22 protein-coding genes are annotated in these 20,561 nt (G+C 64.9%); 13 read left to right on the top strand and 9 right to left on the bottom strand.

The window, feature by feature from the left end; all coding sequences use genetic code 11:
* The first annotated feature begins 19 nt into the window (after positions 1-19).
* Genes AC1ROT_RS03605 through AC1ROT_RS03620 form a run of 4 tightly spaced genes read left to right on the top strand, consistent with a single transcriptional unit; the run spans position 20 to position 4,391 of the window.
* The gene (locus AC1ROT_RS03605) at positions 20-1,798 is read left to right on the top strand and encodes an ABC transporter ATP-binding protein (RefSeq protein WP_492997242.1); all 1,779 of its coding nucleotides are present in this window, start codon (positions 20-22) and stop codon (positions 1,796-1,798) included.
* A gap of 44 nt (positions 1,799-1,842) precedes the next feature.
* A complete protein-coding gene (locus AC1ROT_RS03610; RefSeq protein WP_492997243.1) occupies positions 1,843-2,535 on the top strand; it encodes a lysophospholipid acyltransferase family protein in 693 nt (230 codons plus the stop codon).
* Positions 2,528-3,511: a tetraacyldisaccharide 4'-kinase gene (gene lpxK, locus AC1ROT_RS03615; protein WP_492997244.1), complete on the top strand. Its 984-nt coding sequence runs from the start codon at positions 2,528-2,530 to the stop codon at positions 3,509-3,511. The genes AC1ROT_RS03610 and lpxK overlap by 8 nt, the downstream gene beginning before the upstream one ends.
* A complete protein-coding gene (locus tag AC1ROT_RS03620; RefSeq protein ID WP_492997245.1) occupies positions 3,504-4,391 on the top strand; it encodes a lipid A biosynthesis lauroyl acyltransferase in 888 nt (295 codons plus the stop codon). The genes lpxK and AC1ROT_RS03620 overlap by 8 nt, the downstream gene beginning before the upstream one ends.
* A gap of 3 nt (positions 4,392-4,394) precedes the next feature.
* Here the strand turns inward: AC1ROT_RS03620 and AC1ROT_RS03625 are convergent, their stop codons facing one another.
* The 3 genes from AC1ROT_RS03625 to xseA are packed head-to-tail and all read right to left on the bottom strand — an operon-like array spanning position 4,395 to position 6,888.
* Positions 4,395-5,228, bottom strand: a complete 834-nt coding sequence (locus AC1ROT_RS03625; RefSeq protein WP_492997246.1) for a M23 family metallopeptidase — start codon at positions 5,226-5,228, stop codon at positions 4,395-4,397.
* Positions 5,225-5,446 (bottom strand): DUF2093 domain-containing protein, encoded by a 222-nt coding sequence (locus AC1ROT_RS03630; protein ID WP_492970084.1) that lies wholly within the window; start codon positions 5,444-5,446, stop codon positions 5,225-5,227. Before AC1ROT_RS03630 ends, AC1ROT_RS03625 begins: the two co-directional genes overlap by 4 nt.
* Positions 5,446-6,888, bottom strand: coding sequence for an exodeoxyribonuclease VII large subunit (xseA, locus tag AC1ROT_RS03635; protein WP_492997247.1), 1,443 nt, complete (start codon positions 6,886-6,888; stop codon positions 5,446-5,448). The genes AC1ROT_RS03630 and xseA overlap by 1 nt, the downstream gene beginning before the upstream one ends.
* An 83-nt stretch (positions 6,889-6,971) precedes the next feature.
* Here xseA and purD point away from each other — a divergent pair, with 83 nt between their 5' ends.
* The 3 genes from purD to AC1ROT_RS03650 all read left to right on the top strand — a co-directional run bounded on the left by purD (position 6,972) and on the right by AC1ROT_RS03650 (position 10,495).
* Entirely contained in the window at positions 6,972-8,243 is a 1,272-nt protein-coding gene (gene purD / locus AC1ROT_RS03640; protein WP_492997248.1) for a phosphoribosylamine--glycine ligase, read from the top strand.
* Between the two features lie 128 nt (positions 8,244-8,371).
* A complete protein-coding gene (locus AC1ROT_RS03645; RefSeq protein ID WP_492997249.1) occupies positions 8,372-9,439 on the top strand; it encodes a phosphotransferase in 1,068 nt (355 codons plus the stop codon).
* Positions 9,440-9,442: 3 nt separating this feature from the next.
* A complete protein-coding gene (locus AC1ROT_RS03650) occupies positions 9,443-10,495 on the top strand; it encodes a phosphotransferase (protein ID WP_492997250.1) in 1,053 nt (350 codons plus the stop codon).
* Positions 10,496-10,552: 57 nt separating this feature from the next.
* Here the strand turns inward: AC1ROT_RS03650 and AC1ROT_RS03655 are convergent, their stop codons facing one another.
* On the bottom strand, positions 10,553-10,903 hold the full coding sequence (locus tag AC1ROT_RS03655; RefSeq protein WP_492970079.1) for a PRC-barrel domain-containing protein: 351 nt from the start codon (positions 10,901-10,903) through the stop codon (positions 10,553-10,555).
* 281 nt (positions 10,904-11,184) lie between these two features.
* Between AC1ROT_RS03655 and AC1ROT_RS03660 the strand changes: the two genes are divergently transcribed.
* Positions 11,185-11,415 (top strand): hypothetical protein, encoded by a 231-nt coding sequence (locus tag AC1ROT_RS03660; RefSeq protein ID WP_492997251.1) that lies wholly within the window; start codon positions 11,185-11,187, stop codon positions 11,413-11,415.
* A gap of 169 nt (positions 11,416-11,584) precedes the next feature.
* Positions 11,585-12,136 carry a sigma-70 family RNA polymerase sigma factor gene (locus AC1ROT_RS03665; RefSeq protein WP_492970077.1) on the top strand — a complete coding sequence of 184 codons (552 nt, stop codon included), beginning with the start codon at positions 11,585-11,587 and terminating at the stop codon, positions 12,134-12,136.
* Positions 12,137-12,211: 75 nt separating this feature from the next.
* Here AC1ROT_RS03665 and AC1ROT_RS03670 read toward each other — a convergent pair whose 3' ends face one another.
* The 3 genes from AC1ROT_RS03670 to AC1ROT_RS03680 form a co-directional block, all read right to left on the bottom strand.
* On the bottom strand, positions 12,212-13,306 hold the full coding sequence (locus tag AC1ROT_RS03670) for a M14 family metallopeptidase (protein ID WP_492997252.1): 1,095 nt from the start codon (positions 13,304-13,306) through the stop codon (positions 12,212-12,214).
* Between the two features lie 30 nt (positions 13,307-13,336).
* Positions 13,337-14,542 carry an acyl-CoA dehydrogenase family protein gene (locus AC1ROT_RS03675; protein ID WP_492970075.1) on the bottom strand — a complete coding sequence of 402 codons (1,206 nt, stop codon included), beginning with the start codon at positions 14,540-14,542 and terminating at the stop codon, positions 13,337-13,339.
* Between the two features lie 127 nt (positions 14,543-14,669).
* Positions 14,670-15,119, bottom strand: coding sequence for a nucleoside deaminase (locus AC1ROT_RS03680; protein ID WP_492997253.1), 450 nt, complete (start codon positions 15,117-15,119; stop codon positions 14,670-14,672).
* An 84-nt stretch (positions 15,120-15,203) separates the two neighbouring features.
* Here AC1ROT_RS03680 and AC1ROT_RS03685 point away from each other — a divergent pair, with 84 nt between their 5' ends.
* The 4 genes from AC1ROT_RS03685 (at position 15,204) to AC1ROT_RS03700 (ending at position 17,928) form a co-directional block, all read left to right on the top strand.
* A complete protein-coding gene (locus AC1ROT_RS03685) occupies positions 15,204-15,935 on the top strand; it encodes a gamma-glutamyl-gamma-aminobutyrate hydrolase family protein (protein ID WP_492997254.1) in 732 nt (243 codons plus the stop codon).
* Complete coding sequence (locus tag AC1ROT_RS03690) at positions 15,932-16,708, top strand: pseudouridine synthase (protein WP_492997255.1); 777 nt, start codon at positions 15,932-15,934, stop codon at positions 16,706-16,708. Before AC1ROT_RS03685 ends, AC1ROT_RS03690 begins: the two co-directional genes overlap by 4 nt.
* A gap of 1 nt (position 16,709) precedes the next feature.
* Positions 16,710-17,282: a 16S rRNA (guanine(966)-N(2))-methyltransferase RsmD gene (gene rsmD / locus AC1ROT_RS03695; RefSeq protein WP_492997256.1), complete on the top strand. Its 573-nt coding sequence runs from the start codon at positions 16,710-16,712 to the stop codon at positions 17,280-17,282.
* Between the two features lie 421 nt (positions 17,283-17,703).
* Positions 17,704-17,928 carry a hypothetical protein gene (locus tag AC1ROT_RS03700; protein WP_492997257.1) on the top strand — a complete coding sequence of 75 codons (225 nt, stop codon included), beginning with the start codon at positions 17,704-17,706 and terminating at the stop codon, positions 17,926-17,928.
* 9 nt (positions 17,929-17,937) lie between these two features.
* Here AC1ROT_RS03700 and AC1ROT_RS03705 read toward each other — a convergent pair whose 3' ends face one another.
* The gene (locus AC1ROT_RS03705) at positions 17,938-18,549 is read right to left on the bottom strand and encodes a pyridoxamine 5'-phosphate oxidase family protein (RefSeq protein ID WP_492997258.1); all 612 of its coding nucleotides are present in this window, start codon (positions 18,547-18,549) and stop codon (positions 17,938-17,940) included.
* Between the two features lie 145 nt (positions 18,550-18,694).
* The gene (gene mutL / locus AC1ROT_RS03710; RefSeq protein WP_492997259.1) at positions 18,695-20,560 is read right to left on the bottom strand and encodes a DNA mismatch repair endonuclease MutL; all 1,866 of its coding nucleotides are present in this window, start codon (positions 20,558-20,560) and stop codon (positions 18,695-18,697) included.
* Between the last annotated feature and the right edge of the window lies 1 nt (position 20,561).

Genomic DNA, 20,561 nt, shown 5'->3' on the forward strand with positions numbered 1-20,561 from the left:
TGATTGGGACGGATTTCCGGTGACCTCGCCCACCTCCTCCGACAGCCGCCCGGCGGCCGCAGCCAGCAGCAGCAGTCTGCTGCGGCGACTGTTCGTCGAGCAGGTGCGCCCGCATATGGGTTCGCTGGCACTGGCGCTGCTGAGCATGATCGTGGTGGCGGCCATGACCGCCGCCACGGCCTGGCTGCTCAAACCGGCCATCGACCAGGTCTTCACCCAGCGCGATCCCTACTGGACAACGATGGTTCCGCTGGCCGTGATCGTCGTGGTGGTGGTCAAGGGCGTGGCAAGCTATTTCGAAGGCACGCTGATGACCAGCTTCGGCGAGCGGGTCATCGCCGATACACAGATTCGGCTCTACAGCCATTTCATCCGCGCCGATCTCGCCTGGCTGCACGAGATGCATTCCGGCAAGCTGATCGCCAGTTTCCTCTACGATGCCGGCCTGCTGCGCGAAGCCGTCACCAAAGCCATGACCGGTATGGTCAAGGATGCGCTCAGCCTGATCTTCCTCACCGGCGTCATGTTCAGCATGAACTGGCAGTTTGCGCTGATCGTCTGCGTCATCTTCCCCTTCGTCGGCCTGTCCACGCGGCGTCTGGGCAAGAAGGCACGCAAGAATTCGGCGCGCGGCCAGCAGGAAACCGGCAAACTGACCTCGATCCTGAGCGAGACCTTCGAGGGCGCGCGGATGGTCAAGGCCTATGGCATGGAACAGCGCGAGATCGAGCGGGCCCGCGCCTCGGTCGATACCCGCCTCAGCCACTTCATGAAGGTGGTGCGGGCCCGCGCCGCCGCCAGTCCCACCACCGAGGCACTGGGCGGCATCGCGGTTGCCGTGGTGATTTATATCGGGGGCAACAGCGAAACCCTGACGCTCGGCACGCTCACCGCTTTCATCTATGCCGCCCTGACCGCCTATCAGCCGCTGAAGTCGCTGGCCACGATGCAGACCTCCATGCAGGAAGGCCTGGCCGCCGCCGAACGCATCTTCGGCATTCTGGACATCCAGCCGAAGATCGCCGAGCGTCCGGATGCCAAACCGCTGCAGGTCCCGGCCGGTGAAATCCGCCTGGACAATGTCAGCTTCCGCTATGCCGAGGACAAGGCGGCCCTGCAGTCGATTTCGCTGCTGGTGCCGCCGGGCCGGAAAGCCGCCCTTGTCGGCGCATCCGGCGCCGGCAAATCCACGCTGCTCAATCTGGTGCCGCGCTTCTATGACGCCACCGAAGGCCGCGTGCTGATCGACGGCCAGGATGTGCGCGATGTGACGGTTGCATCGCTTCGCCGCAATATCGCCCTCGTCAGCCAGGAATTGACCCTGTTTGACGACAGCATCCGCGCCAATATCGCCTATGGCCGGCCCGATGCCAGCCAGGCGGATATCGAGGCTGCCGCCCGCCATGCCGCCGCCCATGACTTCATCACGAGCCTGCCGCAGGGCTACGACACCATCGTTGGCGAGAACGGCGTCAAGCTCTCCGGTGGGCAACGCCAGCGCGTCGCCATTGCCCGCGCCATGCTGCGCGATGCCCCGATCCTGCTGTTGGACGAAGCCACCAGCGCGCTGGACACCGAATCCGAACGCCTGATCCAGACCGCGCTCGGCGAATTGATGCGGGGCCGCACCACCCTGGTGATCGCTCATCGCCTGTCGACGGTGATCGACGCCGACGTCATCTTCGTACTGGATCATGGCCGTCTGATCGAACAGGGCAGCCATACCGAACTGCTGGCGCGCAACGGCATCTATGCCCGCCTCTATGCGACGCAGTTCGCTGTCGAGGCGACCGCCTGACTATGGCCGGGTTGTGGAAGCGCATTCAGCGAAGCAAGCCGGCTGTGCGACTTGCCGCCGATGCCATCGCCTTCTATGTCCGCCTGGTGCACCGGACCACGCGCTGGGAGACCCGCGGCGCTGACCATCCGGCCGGTTACTGGACCCAGAACAAGCCCTTTGTTCTCGCTTTCTGGCATGGCCGGCTGCTGATGATTCCGCCGGTCTGGCGTCGTGATCGCATCATGCACATGCTGACCTCCCAGCATCGCGATGGCGAACTGATCGCACGCGCCATGGATCCGTTCGGCATCGGCACCGTGCGTGGCTCAAGCGCCAAGGAGGGCGGCAAGGACAAGGGCGGGCGCGCCGCCCTGCGCATCATGGTGCGCCAGCTTAAGCTGAACGAGTATGCCGGCTTTACACCTGACGGCCCGCGCGGTCCGCGCATGCGCGCTGGCGCCGGAGTCGTGGCCGCCGCCCGTCTGGCCAAGGCACCGATCCTGCCGGTGACCTATGCCGTTGTTCGCCGGCGCGTGATAAACTCCTGGGACCGCTTCATCCTGCCATGGCCGTTCAACCGCGGCATCTACCTCTGGGGCGAACCCATCGACGTGCATAGCGACGAGACGGAAACACTGGAGCAGGCCGCCTTGCGGCTCGAGGCGGCGTTGAACGCGCTGTGCGCCGAGGCCGACCGCTATTGCGGCCATGTCCCGATCGAACCGGCTGCGCCGGCACCCGATCCCAATGGCTAGGCGCACACCGGGCTTCTGGCAATCCGGCACCAGCTCGCGCTGGCCGACCCTGCTGCGTCCGATCTCGGCCCTCTACGGTGCTGGCAACCGTTTGCACCAGCGCATCGCCGGCGTGCAGGAGATTGCACGCCCGGTCATTTCCATCGGCAACCTCGTCGCCGGCGGGGCCGGCAAGACCCCCACCACAATCGCTCTGGCTGCCCGCCTGAAAGCCCTAGGCCAGCAGCCTCATATCATCAGCCGTGGCTATGGCGGCACCCTGACCGGACCCCTGCGGGTCGATCTGAGCCGCCATACGGCCGCCGAAGTGGGCGACGAACCTCTGCTGCTGGCCGTGGCCGCCCCCACCTGGATTGGCCGTGATCGCCCCGCTGCCGCCCGTGCCGCCGTGACCGCCGGCGCCAGCTGCATTCTGGCCGACGATGCCCATCAGACCTATGCGCTGGGACGGCGGCTGAGCCTGCTGGTGATCGATGGCGGGTATGGACTGGGCAATGGCCAGCTGCTGCCGGCCGGCCCCCTGCGCGAACCTGTCGAGGTCGGCATTGCGCGTAGCGATGCGGTGGTGCTGATCGGCAAGCCGACGGTGCCGTTACCCGGTTTCGGGTCCCGCCCGGTTTTCACCGCCATGCTGGATGCCAATCCGGCCGATGCCGTACGTCTGCGCGAGCGCCGGGTGCTGGCCTTTGCCGGCATCGCCCGGCCGGAAAAGTTTTTCACATCCCTGCAACAGCTGGGCGCCACAATCGTCCGGATGGAAACCTTCCCCGATCACGCCCCCTACACCGAAGATACCATCATGCGACTGGTGGAAGCCGCGCATCGCCTGAACGCCATTCCGGTGACGACGGCCAAGGACCAGGTGCGCCTGCCGCCTGCCGCGCGGGCCATGGTGGATGTGCTGCGCGTCAACCTGACCTTCTCGGCACCCGAACGGATTGACGCCTTCCTGACGGACAAGCTCAGCCGTGTTTGATCGCGCCGAGCCGCATGAATATGTCGCCTACTGGGGCGCCCGTACGGCACTTGCGATCTTTGGTGCGCTGCCGCTCGATACCGCATCGGCCTTCGGCGGCTGGATCGGCCGCAAGCTGGGCCCCCGCTTCGGCATACGCAAACACGCGCTGGGCAACCTGCAACGCGCCATGCCCGATCTTTCGCCGGAGCAGCATCAGGACATTCTTCGCGGCATGTGGGACAATCTCGGCCGCGTGATGGCGGAATATGCCCATCTCGACGATATCGGTGCTGAAATCGCAGCCAGGACCGGCCGGGTTGAGATCATCGGCCTGGAACATATCGATGCCATCCGCCAGACCGGCAAGCCGACGATCCTGTTCTCGGCGCATTACGGCAACTGGGAACTGCTGGGGCTGGCCGCAACCCACTACGGCCTGCCGCTGGTGCAGGTCTACCGCGCCGCCAACAATCCGCTGACCGAGGAATTGCTGCAGAAACAGCGCCAGGCCGTAGGCGGCCGCCTGGTGCCCAAGGGCATGCAGGCCGCGCGTGAACTGCTGAAGGCGCTGAAGCAGAATGAAAGCCTGGCCATGTTGATCGACCAGAAGCTCAGCACCGGCATTCCCGTGCCGTTTTTCGGTGAGGAAGCGATGACCGCGCCGGCGATTGCCGAGTTGGCGCTGCGCGCCGACTGCCCGGTGGTGCCGGCTTATGTGCAGCGCCTGGATGGCGCCCGGTTCCGCGTCACGGTGGAAGCGCCGCTGCGGCTGGAGAATACCGGCAATCGCGAGCGCGATGTCTACAACGCCATGCTGCTGCTGAACGGCAGGATCGAAAGCTGGATCCGCGCCCATCCCGAACAGTGGTTCTGGGTTCACAAGCGCTGGAAGCGCTGACCGTTACGGTTTCGGCGGCAACAGCCGCTGCGGATCGATCCGCACATCGAACCAGTTCACCCGCCAGTCCAGATGCGGGCCGGTGGCGCGACCGGTCGCCCCCACCGTGCCGATCTGCTCGCCCTGCTTCACACGCTGCCCCACCTTCACGGTCACCGTCTGCAGATGCGAATAGGCGCCGTTGATGCCCATGCCATGATCGATGATCACGGTACCGCCGGTGTAATAGATATCCTTCTCGGCCAGCGTCACCTCGCCGTCGGTCGTCGCCACCACCGGACTGCCGGCCGGCGCCGCGATATCGAGGCCGAAATGCGGCTGCCGCGGCTCGCCGTTCAGAATGCGCTGACTGCCATAGACACCGGAAACCGGTCCCTGCGCCGGCCAGATCCAGCCCTGCATGAAGTCCTGCACCGGCATATTGCGCTGGCGCGCCGCCGCGATCTTGGCATTCTCGCGTTTGATCCGCTCCAGCAAACCGGGCGGCGGCGTCACCTGCGCCGGCGGCAGGCCGTCGATACGCTGGATGTCGTATTGCCGTGGCGCGATGGCGAGCGAAACCGCCTCACTCTGCCCGCCGGCGTGGCGGATCGTCAGGTTCGCCTGCGCCGGTTCGTCGCGCCCGAAGCCGAAGACAAAGCGGCCGTCCTTCGCCACCGGCACCGGGCGTTCGCCCAGCATGAGCTGGATGCCCGGCTGCGCCGTGCCGATCACCAGGCCGCCCTGGCTGAAATCGCCCTGCCAGGACAGACCCGCCGGCGCGCTATTGGCCCATGCTTCATGAAGAATGGCCGGCCCGTTCAGCAGCAGAAGCAGTGCGGCCAGCCAGCGGATCATGCGCGCTTCACCGGATCGGTCACCATGCCGCGGGTCGCCACCACGCCATCGGCATAGGCCTCCTGGCGGTCGACGCTCCAGTAGCGCAGACGCTCCAGCGGAATACGCTGGCCGGTCACCGCGCAAATGACATAAGACCCCGGAAAGACGATGTCGAAGGTGCCATCGCGGTAATGCACCCGGGCTTCGGTTTCACGCGGTAGAGGCGGGCTCTGCATCAGAACAGGCTTTCCTGCTTGGTTGGTTTCGTCACCGGCGCCGGATTGCGCCGGGGTGCAGTTCCGCCACCGCCGACGATCTGCGCATCGCGGCGGCCGTCCTGCATCTCGATGGTGACGGCCGCCCCCGACACCATGGCGGCGGCATCCTTCAGCGCCCGACCATCGGCGCCATAGACGACGGCAAAGCCGCGTGACAGCACGTTTCTGTAGGACAGGCTTTCCAGCAGTTTGGCCGGCTGGGTCAGGCGCTGCAGGGCATCGGCCTGACGCTGGCGAATGGCGCGCAGCAGCCGGGCATCGGCCTCGGCCAGACGACGGCGATAATCCGCCGCCTCGCGCCGGAGCAGCGCAGGCCGCAGCTTGGCCATCATGGTCTCCATGCGTGACCGCTGCGCCGCCACGCCGACGCGCAGCGCATGACGCAGGCGGTCGGACAGATCGTCGAAGCGCTGCCGCGCCATGTCGAGCTGCTCGCGCGGGCCCCGCAAACCGCGACCCAGCGCATCCAGATGCTGGCGCTTTTCGCGCACCATACGCGCCATGCCGCGGCGCATGCGCTCGTCATAGCCAGCGACGGTGGAGACCAGTTCCATCCGCACCGGCACAGCCATTTCCGCCGCGGCCGTGGGCGTCGGCGCGCGACGGTCGGAGGCGAAATCGATCAGCGTGGTGTCGGTCTCGTGGCCCACGGCCGAGATCAGCGGGATATCCGAGGCGGCGGCGGCGCGCACCACGACCTCCTCGTTGAAGGCCATCAGATCTTCCAGACTGCCGCCGCCGCGCGCCACGATCAGCAGGTCGGGCCGCGGCACAACGCCGCCTTCAGGCAGGGCATTGAAACCGCGGATGGCATTTGCCACCTGCGCTGCAGCACCCTCGCCCTGCACCAGCACCGGCCAGACCAGCACATGGGTCGGGAAGCGGTCGGCCAGGCGATGCAGGATGTCGCGGATTACGGCGCCGGTCGGCGAGGTCACCACGCCGATCACACGCGGCAGATACGGCAGGGGACGCTTGCGCTCGGGCGCGAACAGCCCTTCGGCGGCCAGCTTCTGCTTGCGCTGCTCCAGCAGGGCCATCAGCGCGCCCAGACCGGCCAGCTCCATGCGCTCGACCACCATCTGATACTTGGAGCGGCCGGGATAGCTGGTCAGCTTGCCCGAGCAGATCACCTCCATCCCGTCCTCGGGCTTCACCCCGAGGCGGGCGGCACTGCCCTTCCAGCACACGCCGTCGAGGACCGAATCGGCATCCTTCAGCGAAAAGTAGAGATGGCCGGAGGCAGCCCGCTTGAAGCCGGAAATCTCGCCCCGGACCCGGACCCAGCCGAACCCCTCCTCGATGCTGCGTTTCAGCCGCAGGGAGAGCTCGGTAACCGTATATTCCGGGACATTTCCGGGGGCCGCGGGCGCGCCCGCATCCTGCTCAAAATCGCTCATCGGGGAAGCCTTGCGTCTGCTTCGGCCATGATACAAACATTGCCGCCATTCCTCCAGTCGCCCAATCATCCCAGGGGACAGACATGAACCTTCTCGTCATCGGATCGGGCGGGCGCGAACATGCCCTGTGCTGGGCCCTTTCCGCCTCGCCGCTGGTCAACAAGCTGGTCTGCGCGCCGGGCAACCCCGGAATCGGCCAGGTGGCCAAGCTGGCCGCGGTCGATCCGCTGAACCGCGATGCCGTGCTGCAGCTCTGCCGCGACGAGCATATCGATTTCGTCGTGGTCGGCCCGGAAGCGCCGCTGGTGATCGGCCTTGTCGATCATCTGGAGGCCAACGGCTTTGCCTGTTTCGGCCCGACCGCCGCCGCGGCCCGGCTGGAAGGTTCGAAAGGCTTCACGAAAGACATCTGCGCCAAATACGGCATCCCGACGGCAGCCTATGGCCGCTTCAAGGATGCAGCGTCGTCGGAAGCCTTCATCCGCCAGCAGGGCGCGCCCATCGTGGTGAAGGCCGATGGCCTGGCCGCCGGCAAGGGCGTGACCGTGGCGATGACCCTGGACGAGGCGCTGGAGGCCAATACGGCGCTGTTCGCCGTCCCCGGTGCTGAAGTGGTGATCGAGGAATTCCTGGAAGGCGAGGAAGTCAGCTTCTTCGCCCTGGTTGACGGCAAGTATGCCCTGGCGCTGGCTTCGGCGCAGGATCACAAACGCGTCGGCGATGGCGATACCGGGCCGAATACCGGCGGCATGGGCGCCTATTCCCCCGCGCCGGTGCTGACGCCGGCCCTGCAGCAGGAGGTGATGCAGCGCATCATCCTCCCCACGGTGGATGCCATGATCCAAGAAGGCGCGCCCTTCAAGGGCGTGCTGTTCGCCGGCCTGATGATCACCAGGACCGGGCCGCAGCTGATCGAATACAATACCCGCTTCGGCGATCCGGAATGCCAGACCCTGATGCTGCGGTTGAAATCCGACCTGCTGCCGGCGCTGATCGCGTCGCGCGACGGCGTGCTGAAGGATTTCGATCTGCGCTGGCGCGATGAAGCCGCGCTCTGCGTGGTGATGGCCGGCGAAGGATATCCCGCTGAACCGCGCAAGGGTACGGTCATCGAAGGCCTTGATGCCGCTGCGACCGAAGCGGACACGGTTATCTTCCATGCCGGCACCGCCGCGCGAGCCGATGGCGCCATCCTCGCCAATGGCGGGCGGGTGCTGGGTGTCTGTGGCCTGGGCAGGACCATCGGCGATGCACAGGCGCGCGCCTATGCCGCCGTCGACCGCATCCGCTGGCCGGAAGGCTTCTGCCGCCGCGACATTGGCTGGCGCGCCATTGAGCGCGAGCGGAAAACCTGACCGCAGACCAACAATAACAACAGCATCCGCCCGTCTTTCAGAGGGCGGTTGCGTCCCCCTGTCCCGCTTGTCTATCGTAGGCCTTGAGCGGCGCGTATTGGCGCTCCAACGACAAGAGGAAACAGGGTATGAGCGATCAGGACCGCTTCGTCGGCACCATGCCGGTGCAGGAGCGTCACAAGTTCGATGAAGGTGCGCTGGAGGCCTGGCTGAAGGCCAATGTGGCTGACTATCGCGGCCCGCTGACGGTGCACCAGTTCAAGGGCGGCCAGTCCAATCCCACCTTCATGCTGGTGACGCCGGCAAAGAGATACGTGCTGCGTCGCAAGCCGCCGGGCAAGCTGCTGCCATCGGCCCATGCGGTCGATCGCGAATACCGTGTTATCACCGCGCTGGGCCAGACCGATGTGCCTGTCGCCCGCACCTATGGCCTGTGCGAGGACGACAGCGTCATCGGCACCGCCTTCTATGTGATGGACTGCGTCGAAGGCCGCATTCTGTGGGACCAGCGTCTGCCTGGCATGAATCCCGAAGAGCGCGCCGGCATCTTCGATGCGATGAACCGCACCATCGCTGCCCTTCACAAAGTGGATTACGCCGCTATTGGCCTGGGCGATTACGGCAAGCCCGGCGATTACTTCGCCCGCCAGATCGCCCGCTGGAGCAAGCAGTACAAGGCCTCGGAGACGGAATCGATTCCGGCCATGGACCATCTGATCGAATGGCTGCCGGCCAATATTCCGCCAGGCGAGGAAACCAGCATCGTCCATGGCGATTACCGCATGGACAACATGATCTTCCATCCGACCGAGCCACGCGTAATCGCGGTGCTGGACTGGGAGCTGTCAACGCTGGGCCACCCGCTCGGCGATTTCAGCTATCACCTGATGTCCTGGCGGCTGGCGCCCGAAACCTTCCGTGGCGTCGCCGGTGTCGACTTCACTGCCTTGGGGATTCCCACCGAGCAGGACTATCTCGCGACCTACTGCAAGCGCACCGGCCGCGACGGCATTCCGCATCTCGACTTCTACATGGCCTATAACATGTTCCGGATCGCCGGCATCCTGCAGGGCATCATGGGACGGGTGAAGGACGGCACCGCCGCCAGTCAGCATGCGATCGAATCCGGCAAACGTGCCAAGCCGATCGCCGAGCAGGCCTGGGCGCTGGTGCAGAGGATGACGGGGAGCAAATAAGGCATGGCAGCGGCCGACCTGACCCCCGTACAACCGCAACACCGGTTCGACGAGGCCAGGTTAACGGCATATATCGCCAAGCATCTTCCCGAGTTCAAGCCCCCGCTGAACGTGCAGCAGTTCAAGGGTTCGGTGGCCAATCCCGCCTTCATGCTGCACAGCCCCGGCCGCAATGCCGTACTGCGCAAGCGCCTGCAGCCGCGCAAGGGCATGTCTCTGGCCGAATCCATCGACCGTGATTTCACCCTGCTGCGCGCCCTGCATGCGGCCGGCATGCCGATCGGGACGCCGCTGCATGTCTGCACCGATGACACGGTGATCGGCACGCCCTTCTATCTGCTGGATTATGTTTCAGGACGGCATTTCCGTGACCCCAACCTGCCCGGCATGGACGCCAAACAGCGGCAGGCCCATTACGAGGCGATGGCCGACACGCTGGCCCGCGTGCATGGCCTGCTGCCCGGCCAGACCGGCCTCCCCGCCAACGGCAGCGGGCTGGATTACCTGAACCGGCAGGTGACGGCGCTGATCGAGCAGTACCGCAGCAATCAGACCGAAGAGATCAGCGCCATGGAGCGCCTGCTCGCCTGGCTGCCCGATCACATTCCCGACGACAATGTCACCAGCCTGATGCATGGCAACTTCCGGCTCGACAGCCTGACCTTTCATCCCACCGAGCCGCGTGTGGTAGCGATCCAGGACTGGGATCTGGCGCTGCTGGGCCATCCGCTGGCCGATCTGGCCATTCACTGCATGCCCTGGCGCGTCACCATTCCCGGCATGGGCAGCCTGCAGGGTATCGACTTCCTCGACACCGGCATTCCCGGCGAACCCGATTACATCGCCGCCTATTGCCGCTGCAGCGCTCGCGACAACATTCCGCACTGGAATTTCTATCTGGCCTTTGCCCTTCTGCGCGTCGCTGTCACGGCGCAGGGAATCATTAAACGCAGTCAGGGCAATGGCGCCGCCACGCCTGCCATCAAGGCCTATGCCGCGCTCGGGCGCTCGGTCGCCAACCAGGCCTGGACTCTGGTCGACGGCGACGAGGAATAAAAAAAGCGCCCCGGACAGATATGCCGGGGCGCCCTTTCCTCACTGCGTCGTGAAGGCTTACATCCAGAACGGCGGTACGCCGTAATAGTCATGCACCTTGCGGCCCCAGCTCTCGTCTTCCCAGTTCAGCCGGTCGTCGTTGCCGTAATTCGGCGCGCCTTCCAGCTTCTTCTTATCCAGGTTGACGACATAGCCGCCCTGCTTCGCATCGTATTTCAGCATGCTCCAGGGCAGCGGGTGGTGACGGTCGCCGATCCCCAGAAAACCGCCGAAAGACATGTCGGCATAGGCGACCTTGCCGGTGGTCTTGTCGATCATGACGTTGTTGATCGACCCGAGCTTGTCGCCGCTGGGATTGTAGACGGTGGTGCCTTCGACCTTATCGGCCGAGATCAGGCGGTCAGCCATGGTAGTTTCCTCCGTTATTGAAAGATCAAGGGAGCTGCCTCGCTCCCATGCAAACCTAACGGGGTCGCATACGGAGGGTTCCGGTCCATCGCGGTCTTTGCTGCACTTGACACAGCTACCCCTTCGGTCACCGCCTGATCGCATATATTTCGGGAACCTTGTAACCGCTCCGTCATTCGGGATTGCAGGTGTTGAGGTGCCGGCACAGACTGTCGGCAGGCAATTCGCCTCTAGCGAGGCCAGTCTGGGGCGTGATGGCCGGGTCGGCCGCGCGGGGAAATATGTCGAAGCGTGAGAAGGCATCTTTGGAAATGAGCGGGACCGGCGCTGAAATGCCTGCGCAGGATTTCACTGCTGACTCCGCTCAGCCAGCAGAGCAATTCACCGCGAAAACCCTGCAAAGCCAGCATTTCAACGATTGGCTCGACCGCGCCCTGCCGCTGCTGCAGGAACAGCTGACCGATCTCGGAACCAGCAATATCACAACCGCCAAAGCCAGGCCAAAGCACTGAAAACACTATAGATTTTAGCGGTTTTCCGGCTTTCCCGGTCGCAGCATTGTCACGGCATGTCCCAGCCTTATCGCTGGCTGCGAGCCGGCCCGAAGCCCATCCTCTGTGTCACTGACGACGCACTGTTCATCCAGTCATTACGTCAAAAACACATAAGAGGACGTCTCCCATGACCGACAATATTCACGGCCTGCTGCTGGAAACCCTCCCCTCCCTCAAAGCCTTTTCCATCATGCTCACCCGCGACCGCAGCTGGGCTGAAGACCTGACTCAGGAGACCGCCATGCGCGTCCTGGCCAAGTCCGACCAGTTCCAGCCCGGCACCAATTTCAAGGCCTGGGTTTTCACCATCATGCGCCATCAGCATATCGATCAGGCTCGCCGCCGCCGCCGCGAAGCCACGACATTTGGCGACAACTCCGCCATCGAGAACCTGATGGCCGTGAAGGCCCCGCAGGAAGACAGCCTGGTGCTGGGTGAGCTGATGACTGCCATCGGCAAGCTGAACAAGGCCCAGCGCGAAACGCTGGTGCTGGTCGTCGGCCATGGCATGTCCTACGAGGAAGCCGCCAAGGTCTGCAACTGCCCCATCGGCACCATCCGCAGCCGTCTGGCCCGCGCCCGCCAGGAGCTGGAGCGTATGATGGTGGGCGAGGAAGAATATGCCGCGCGTCTGCCCGACATCACCCGGGCCCAGCGCCTGGCCGAACTGCATCACTAAGCAGCCGTCCATCCCGACATAAAAAATGGCGGCAGGAGCGATCCTGCCGCCATTTTCTTTTTTATGGCGTGGTCTTCAGCCTTCGAGGCCGCGGAAGGCGCGGAGCGCGAAATCGGCGGCGCGCCCGTAGATCGCCGCCTTCCAGGGCGTCGTATCGGTATAGAAGGCATCGCGGATCTTCTGCTTGATCTGCTTGGCCAGAGGCGAGGACAGATCGCCACCGCCGCGCGCGAACAGCCAGTGGTCGCCACGCAGCGCCTCGGTCACCTGCTGCCAATGCTGGGTGCCGTATTCGAGCGCGATGGCAGTCACTTCGACAGACTTCGGCAGGTCGAGGAAAGCCTCCGGCACCGTGCCGGTGACACGCGCCGAGGTGGAGCTGCCGTCATTCGGATTGGTCACTTCCGGGCCGAACATGGTCTTGGCCCGGGTGTAATAGGCCGGGTCTTCCGGGCCGACATAGATCGGCTCGCCATAGCCCATGGGACCAAGGCCGGTATGGAAGTCGATGCTGACCAGCTTCTTTGCGCTGGCGGGCACATGCTCCTTCAGGATGCGGCGGAAGGTCTCGTTCGACCAGGTCGGCTTCTGGCCGCCGAAGAACAGGCCGTCCGGGCGCGAATACTGGCCGCCCGACATCGCCGACTGGAAGGCGAAGGCGCCGTGCTTCGTCTGGTAGTCCAGGATCGCCTGGTCGGCGGCCGCACGGCCCTGGCCTTCCCAATGGGCCGGCAGCAGCAGGTCATGCACTTCCTCATAGGCCGCGTTCTTGGGCAGCGGCTTGGAGAAGTCCTGGAAGTTGCGGTTCAGGTCGACATTGTCTTCCGTCACCCGACGCACATGGGCAAAGCCATGCGGATTGATCGCATGGATCATCACCGCCTTGGTCTTCGGCGACATGGCGCTGAACAGCTTGTCCCTGAAATGGCCGATCTGCGCGCCGGAGCCGCAGAAACCTTCGGCGCCATGGGTGCCCGAGGTCGTCATGTAGACGCTCTCGGCATCCTGCGGGCCCAGGCAGGCCACATCGGTGGTCAGGGTCTCGCCGTTCGGTCCCTTGGCTTTGGGATTCTCGTAAACGGTAAGCGTGGCACCCGCCTCCTTTGCCGCGGCACGGAACTTGTCGCGCGCCTCGGCATAGGTGGCGGAGAAGTAGGATTCAACAGTCATGGGGAGGCTCTGCTTTTTTGTGGTCGAACTTTAATTCCAGCGGTCCAGCTCGAGCCGGCCGATCTGGTTGCGATGCACTTCATCGGGACCGTCGGCGAAGCGCAGCGTGCGCGCCTGCGCATAGGCCGCGGCAAGGCCGAAGTCTTCCGAAACGCCGGCCGCGCCATGCACCTGCATGGCCCAGTCGATCACCTGGCAGGCCATCAGCGGCGCCGCCACCTTGATCATGGCGATTTCCTTGCGGGCCGCCTTGTTGCCGACCGTGTCCATCTTCCAGGCTGCATGCAGCGTCAGGAAACGGGCCTGGTCGATCATGATGCGGGCATCGGCGATGCGCTCCAGCGTCACGGTCTGCTCCGCCACCGGCTTGCCGAAGGCGACGCGGCTCTTGGCGCGCTTGCACATCTTTTCCAGCGCACGCTCGGCCTGGCCGATCAGGCGCATGCAGTGATGGATGCGGCCCGGACCGAGACGCCCCTGGGCGATCTCGAAACCGCGGCCCTCGCCCAGCAGCATGTTGGAGGCCGGCACCCGCACATTGTCGAACACCACCTCGCCATGGCCATGCGGCGCATCGTCATAGCCGAACACCGGCAGCATGCGCAGGACGTTGACGCCCTTGGCATCGCGCGGCACCAGGATCATCGACTGCTGCTGGTACTTGTTGGGATTGTTGGCGTCCGACTTGCCCATGAAGATGAGAATCTTGCAGCGCGGATCGCCGATCCCCGAAGTCCACCATTTGCGACCGTTGATCACATAGGAGTCGCCGTCCTTGCGGATGGAGGACTCGATATTGGTGGCGTCTGACGAAGCCACCGCCGGTTCGGTCATGGCAAAGGCCGAACGGATCTTGCCGGCCAGCAGCGGCTCCAGCCACTCCTTCTTGTGCTCGTCGGTGCCATACCGCTCCAGCACTTCCATGTTGCCAGTGTCGGGCGCCGAGCAGTTGAACACTTCCGGTGCCCAGTGCACGCGGCCCATGATCTCGCAGAGCGTGGCATATTCATGATTCTTGAGGCCGGCGCCGCGATGGCTTTCCGGCAGGAACAGGTTCCACAGCCCCTGCGCCTTGGCTTTTTCCTTCAGCTCCTCGACGACAGCCGTCGGCTGCCAGCGATCGCCCTTGGCCACTTCCTCGTGGAAGCGATGCTCATTCGGATAGACATGATCGTCCATGAAGCGCGAGACTTTTTCTTGCAGGTCCCTGACGCGGTCGGAGAATTCGAAGTCCATGTGTTTCTTCCCTATTTCTAGTTAACCGATAGCGGATACGCGGGGGAGTTTAGGCCCGCGCGCCGGCTTCGGCTAGGGACTGGACCAATATCGGCAGTGGATCAGCGCCCCAAAATGATCTTGGGGTTCAGCGCCTGGCCGCGAAAAAGTCGCGCAACAGTGCAGCAGAACTGGTCTCGGCGATGCCGCCATAGACCTCGGGCCGGTGATGGCATGTCGGCTGTGCGAAGACGCGCGCACCATGCGCCACACCGCCGCCCTTGGGGTCTTCCGCGCCGTAATAAAGCCGGCGTAACCGCGCGAAGCTGATCGCTGCAGCGCACATCGTGCAGGGCTCTAGGGTGACGTAGAGGTCGCAACCGCTTAACCGCTCCGCCCCCAGGGTGGCGGCGGCGCGGCGGATCGCCAGCACCTCGGCATGGGCGGTGGGGTCGTTCAGCGCCCGCGTCTCGTTGCCGGCCCGGGCGACCACCTGGCCGGTCACCCCATCCACGATCACGGCGCCGATCGGCACCTCGCCGCGGTCTTGCGCGGCGCGGGCTTCGGTCAGGGCGATATCCATGGGTGTCTGGGTCATCGGGGCAAGCCTGCGGGAGCCGTCTTCCGCCGTCAAGCAAGCCGGCCCTCTCGTCAAGCAAGCCGGGCCGGCCTATAAGACCCTATGACCACGCCCAAATCACCCCGCAGCCCCCTGATCGGCATCACCCTCGATTCCGAAGAGCCCGGCGGCTATTCGAAATTCCCCTGGTATGCCCTGCGGCAGAATTACTGCTCGGCGGTGACCGAAAGTGGCGGCGTGCCGCTGGTGCTGCCGCATGAGCCGGCAGCGGTGGAGCGCTATCTCGATCTCCTGGACGGCCTGATCGTCACCGGCGGCAATTTCGACGTCGACCCGGCCCTGTTCGGCGCCGCCACGCGCCATGAAACCGTGAAACTGAAAGGCGCGCGCACCCAGTTCGAATGGGCGATCACCCAGGGCATGCTGAAACGCGACAAGCCGGTCTTCGGCATCTGCGGCGGCCAGCAGCTGCTGAATGTCGTGCTCGGCGGCACGCTGATCCAGCATATCCCCGACAGCGTGAAAGAGCCGCTGCCGCACGAGCAGCCCAATCCGCGCGACCAGGCCGGCCATCCGGTGAAGGTCAGCGCCGATACCCTGCTGCGCCGGATCGTCGGCGCCGATGAACTGCCGGTCAATTCAGCCCATCACCAGGCCGTCGAAACCGTCGCACCCGGCGCGGTCTGCGATGCCGTGGCGCCCGACGGCGTGATCGAGGGCATCGAGCATCCGGGCTATCGCTTCTGCCTCGGCGTGCAGTGGCATCCGGAATTCTTCATCAGCGATGGCGACCGCAAGCTGTTCCGCGCCTTCATCGAAGCCTGCGCCACATGAGCGACGAGACCGAAAAGGGCGAACGCATCGCCAAGCGGCTGGCGCGCGCCGGCATCTGCTCCCGCCGCGACGCCGAACGCTGGATCGCCGAGGGCCGCGTCATCGTCAACGGCAAGAAGCTGGATACGCCGGCCTTCCTGGTGAAGGACGGCGACGATATCCGCGTCGACGGCAAGCCGCTGGCCGGGCCGGCCAAGACCCAGCTCTGGCTCTATCACAAGCCGCGCAGCCTGATGACCACACACAAGGACCCGCAGGGCCGGCCGACGGTCTTCGACAACCTGCCGCCGGGCCTGCCGCGCGTCATCTCGGTGGGCCGGCTGGATTTCAATTCCGAAGGCCTGCTGCTGCTCACCAACGACGGCGAGCTGGCGCGGCGACTGGAACTGCCGGCCACTGGCTGGTTGCGGCGGTATCGTGTGCGCGTCAACGGCCTGCCACACAAGCAGCACCTGGCCGAACTGGCCGAAGGTATCACCATCGAGGGCGTGGCCTATGGGCCGATCACCGCCACGGTGGAGCGCAGCCAGGGCGACAACTCCTGGCTGGTCGTCGGTCTGCGCGAAGGCAAGAACCGCGAGGTGCGCCGCGTGATGGAGCATCTGGGCCACCAGGTCAGCCGCCTGATCCGCACCGCCTATGGACCCTTCCAGCTCGGCACCATCGAGCCCGGTAAGGTGAAGGAAGTACCGGGCAAGGTGCTGAACGAGCAGCTCGGCATCGGCAAGTCGCAGCAGTCGCCCGCGAAAAAGGCGGCGGCGAAGCCGGCCTGACATGCGCATTGTCGGTGGCAGCCATCGCGGCCGGGCGATTGCCGCGCCGCCCGACCGCACCACGCGCCCGACCACCGACCGCGTGCGGGAATCGCTGTTCAACATGCTGCTGCATTCACCCAGCCTGATGACCGATGCCGGCAAATCGCGGCTGGAGTGCGGTATCGTGCTCGATCCCTTCGCCGGCTCCGGCGCCCTGAGTTTCGAAGCGCTCTCGCGCGGCGCCCATCATGCCTATCTGTTCGAGATCGACCCGGCGGCCCGCCGGGTGATCTTGCAGAATGCGCGTGAGCTGGGCTTCACCGACCGCATCACTCTGCGGGGTGCCGACTGCACCCATCCCGGCCCGGCGCCCGCCCCCGCCGACCTGGTGCTGATGGATCCGCCCTATCGCTCCGGCAGCGGCACCCAGGCGCTCACCGCGCTGGACCGCGCGGGCTGGCTCAAGCCTGATGCCCTGGTGATGGTGGAAACCGACGCGAAAGGCAGCTTCGCCATTCCGCCCGGCTTCAGCCTGCTGGAGGAACGCCAGCAGGGTCCGGCGCGGCTGACCTTCCTGCTCCGGCAGGGCTGAGACCGGGGCCAATTGCGGCCCGTTCAGAGCCAAGTGAAGGCCGATTAAGGACCTATTCGGTCCAGCGCAGAGCCAATTCAGGCCGATTGCAAACCAATTCTGTCCCGCTCAAAGCCGGTTGAGGCCCGTAAATTCCAATTACAGTATTGATTCTATTATAGAATCAAAAAGCGCACCCATTCACGATGCCCATCAGCAGAGATCACGATCATGCCCGGATTGCGGCACGTCATATAGGAACACTATAGGAACATATGGATGAAAAATCAAGCGACTGCCTGCGCTCTGCGTTCGCATCCAATAAAAACCAGCTTTTTGGCTAAGACAACTTTTACGACTGCCGATATAGTATTTTCAACCAATCAGTGAGCGATTCGCCCAACCTGCGGTCGCTGCGGACAGACCCGGAAGGAGGACTGCAATGCTTGATCTCGACCGTAACCCGGCAAACTCCGTGCTGGTGATCCGGCCCTCCGCGGCCGATATCGACGGCATCCGCAGCCTCGCCTCGCTGGTCCAGGCCGACCTGGCGACGCAGGTTGTGCTGACCGAAACCAGCGCCCTGGCCCGCCAGCTGGCAGTGACCCAGGAATCGCTGGCCAGTCTGCGGCCCGATGCCATGGGCCAGTTGCTGGAACGGCACTAAGCCGTCCGCTCACCACATCGAGGCTTTGGCGCGCTCCGGCCATTCGCGGTCGTAGACCTCGCCGCCGACGCGGCCCTTGCTGAGCTCGGCCAGGATCTGGCCGGCGGTCGGCAGCGATTTCGGATCGACATGCAGCGCCGGATTCCACAGATCGGCCCGCACGATGGCACGGGCACACTGGAAATAGATGCTGTCGACCGCGATCACGATCACCGAACGCGGCGCCTTGCCTTCCATTTTGAAACTGTCGAGTAAGACCGGATCGGTATCGAGATGCGCCCGCCCGTTGACGCGCAGCGTGTTGCCCGAACCTGGAATGACGAACAGCAGGCCGACGCGCGGATCGCGCACGATGTTGCGCAAACTGTCGACGCGGTTGTTGCCGCGCCGGTCGGGCATCATCAGCGTCTTCTCGTCATGGATGCGCACGAAGCCGGCCAGATCGCCGCGCGGCGAACAGTCGAGCCCTTCCGGTCCGGCAGTGGCCAGCGAGACGAAGGGCGAGGCTTCGATATAACGGCGATAGGCCGGCGCAATATAGTCGATTTCCTTGGCCAGCGAGGTTTCTCCCGGCTGGCCGTAGAGCGTTTCCAGCTCTTCGACGGTTTTGATGATGGTCATGGCAGGCATCCTGTGGCGAGAGGGATGACGGATGCCGTTTTCTGCCACGGGCTTTCAGGAAGCGCCACCGATCTTCGCCATGATGGTCGATGATTTTCGATGACATTTTGCGCGGCGGATGCCGGCACTATAATTCATCGCCGGGTTAACGCCGCCCGAACAGCTTCTCGATATCGGCGAGCTTGAGTTCCACATAGGTCGGCCGGCCGTGATTGCACTGGCCCGAATGCGGCGTGGCTTCCATCTGGCGCAGCAGCGCGTTCATCTCGTCCAGCGTCAGGCGGCGGCCGGCGCGCACGCTGCCGTGGCAGGCCATGGTGCCGCAGACTTCTTCCAGTTTCTCTTTCAGCGGCAGCACATTGTCGTATTCGGCAATCGCATCGGCGAGGTCGCGCACCAGATTCTGCACAGCCACATCGCCAAGCAGCGCCGGCACCTCGCGCACCACCACGGCGCCATCGCCAAAGCTTTCCAGCACCAGGCCGAGTTCAGCCAGCTCGGCGGCCCGCGCTGTCAGCCGCGAGGCTTCCGCCTCGTTCAACTCCACCACCTCGGGCAGCAGCAACGCCTGGCGCGGCACCTTGCCGGCTTCCAGATTGACCTTCATGCGCTCGTAGACCAGGCGCTCATGGGCAGCATGCTGGTCAACCACCACGATGCCGTCCGCCGTCTGCGCCACGATATAGGTCTCATGCACCTGGGCGCGCGCCGCGCCCAGCGGATAGGCCTGCAACTGCACCGGCGAGACGCCCTGTTCGTCAGCACGTGCACCAGGAAGCAGGCCGTCATCATCAGGCAACCCGGCCTCGTCCCGGGAGAAATCGCCCTGCGGCGCGTTATACAGCGCGGCCGCCTCGGCCAGGCCGGGGACCGAACTGGGCCGCAGGTTGTCATAGCCGCGCCAGCGCGAGCCGTTGCCAAACGGCAGCGCCAGGCTCGGCGCACCCTGCGGCCGCAGCGCGCCCAAAGCGGCCTGCGCCACCGTGCTGCTGGCGCGATGGCCGGCCTCGGCCAAGGCATGGCGCAGCGCGCCCACGATCAGGCCGCGCACCAGGCCGGGATCGCGGAAGCGCACTTCCGCCTTGGCCGGATGCACGTTGACGTCGACCTGCTCGGCCGGCACTTCGAGGAACAGCGCCACCACCGGATGGCGGTCATGGCTGAGGAAATCCGCATAGGCGCCCTTCACCGCGCCGACGAACAGCTTGTCGCGCACCGGCCGACCGTTGACGAACAGATACTGGTGCTGCGCGTTGCCGCGATTGTATGTGGGAAGCCCGGCATGGCCGGTCAGTTTGATGCCTTCGCGCTCGGCTTCGATCTGCACGGCATTGTCGGCAAAATCGCGGCCGAGAATCTGTTCCAGGCGCCCGAGCCGGCGGGCGAAGAGTTCGCCCTGCACCGCATCGGCACGGAAACTGGTGCGACCGTCCTGTTGTAATGTAAACGCGATGCCGGCATGCGCCATGGCCAGCCGCTTGACGATCTCCTGCACGGCCAGGTCTTCGGCGCGGTCGGTCTTGAGGAATTTCAGGCGCGCCGGCACGGCATAGAACAGGTCGCGCACCTCGATGCGGGTACCAGGACCGGCGGCGGCCGGCTTCACGCTGCCAACCTTGCCAGCGTCGACCTCCAGCGCCCAGGCAGAGTCGCTGGCTGGCTGCCGCGAGACGATGCTCATGCGACTGACCGCGCCGATGGACGGCAGCGCCTCGCCGCGGAAGCCCAGCCACTGGATATCCAGCAGGTCGTCGCCCGGCAGCTTGGAGGTGGCGTGACGCTCCACCGCCACCGGCAGATCGTCGCGCGCCATGCCACGGCCGTCATCGCTGATGCTGATCAGACTGCGGCCACCATTGGCGATCGCGATATCGATGCGCTTCGCACCGGCGTCGATGGCATTTTCCACCAGTTCCTTGACCGCACTGGCCGGCCGCTCGACCACTTCGCCGGCGGCGATGCGGTTGACCAGGGTTTCCGGCAGACGCCGGATGCCATTGGGAACGGCCATA

It is taken from the genome of Ferrovibrio sp. GW821-FHT12E11 (assembly GCF_058806975.1).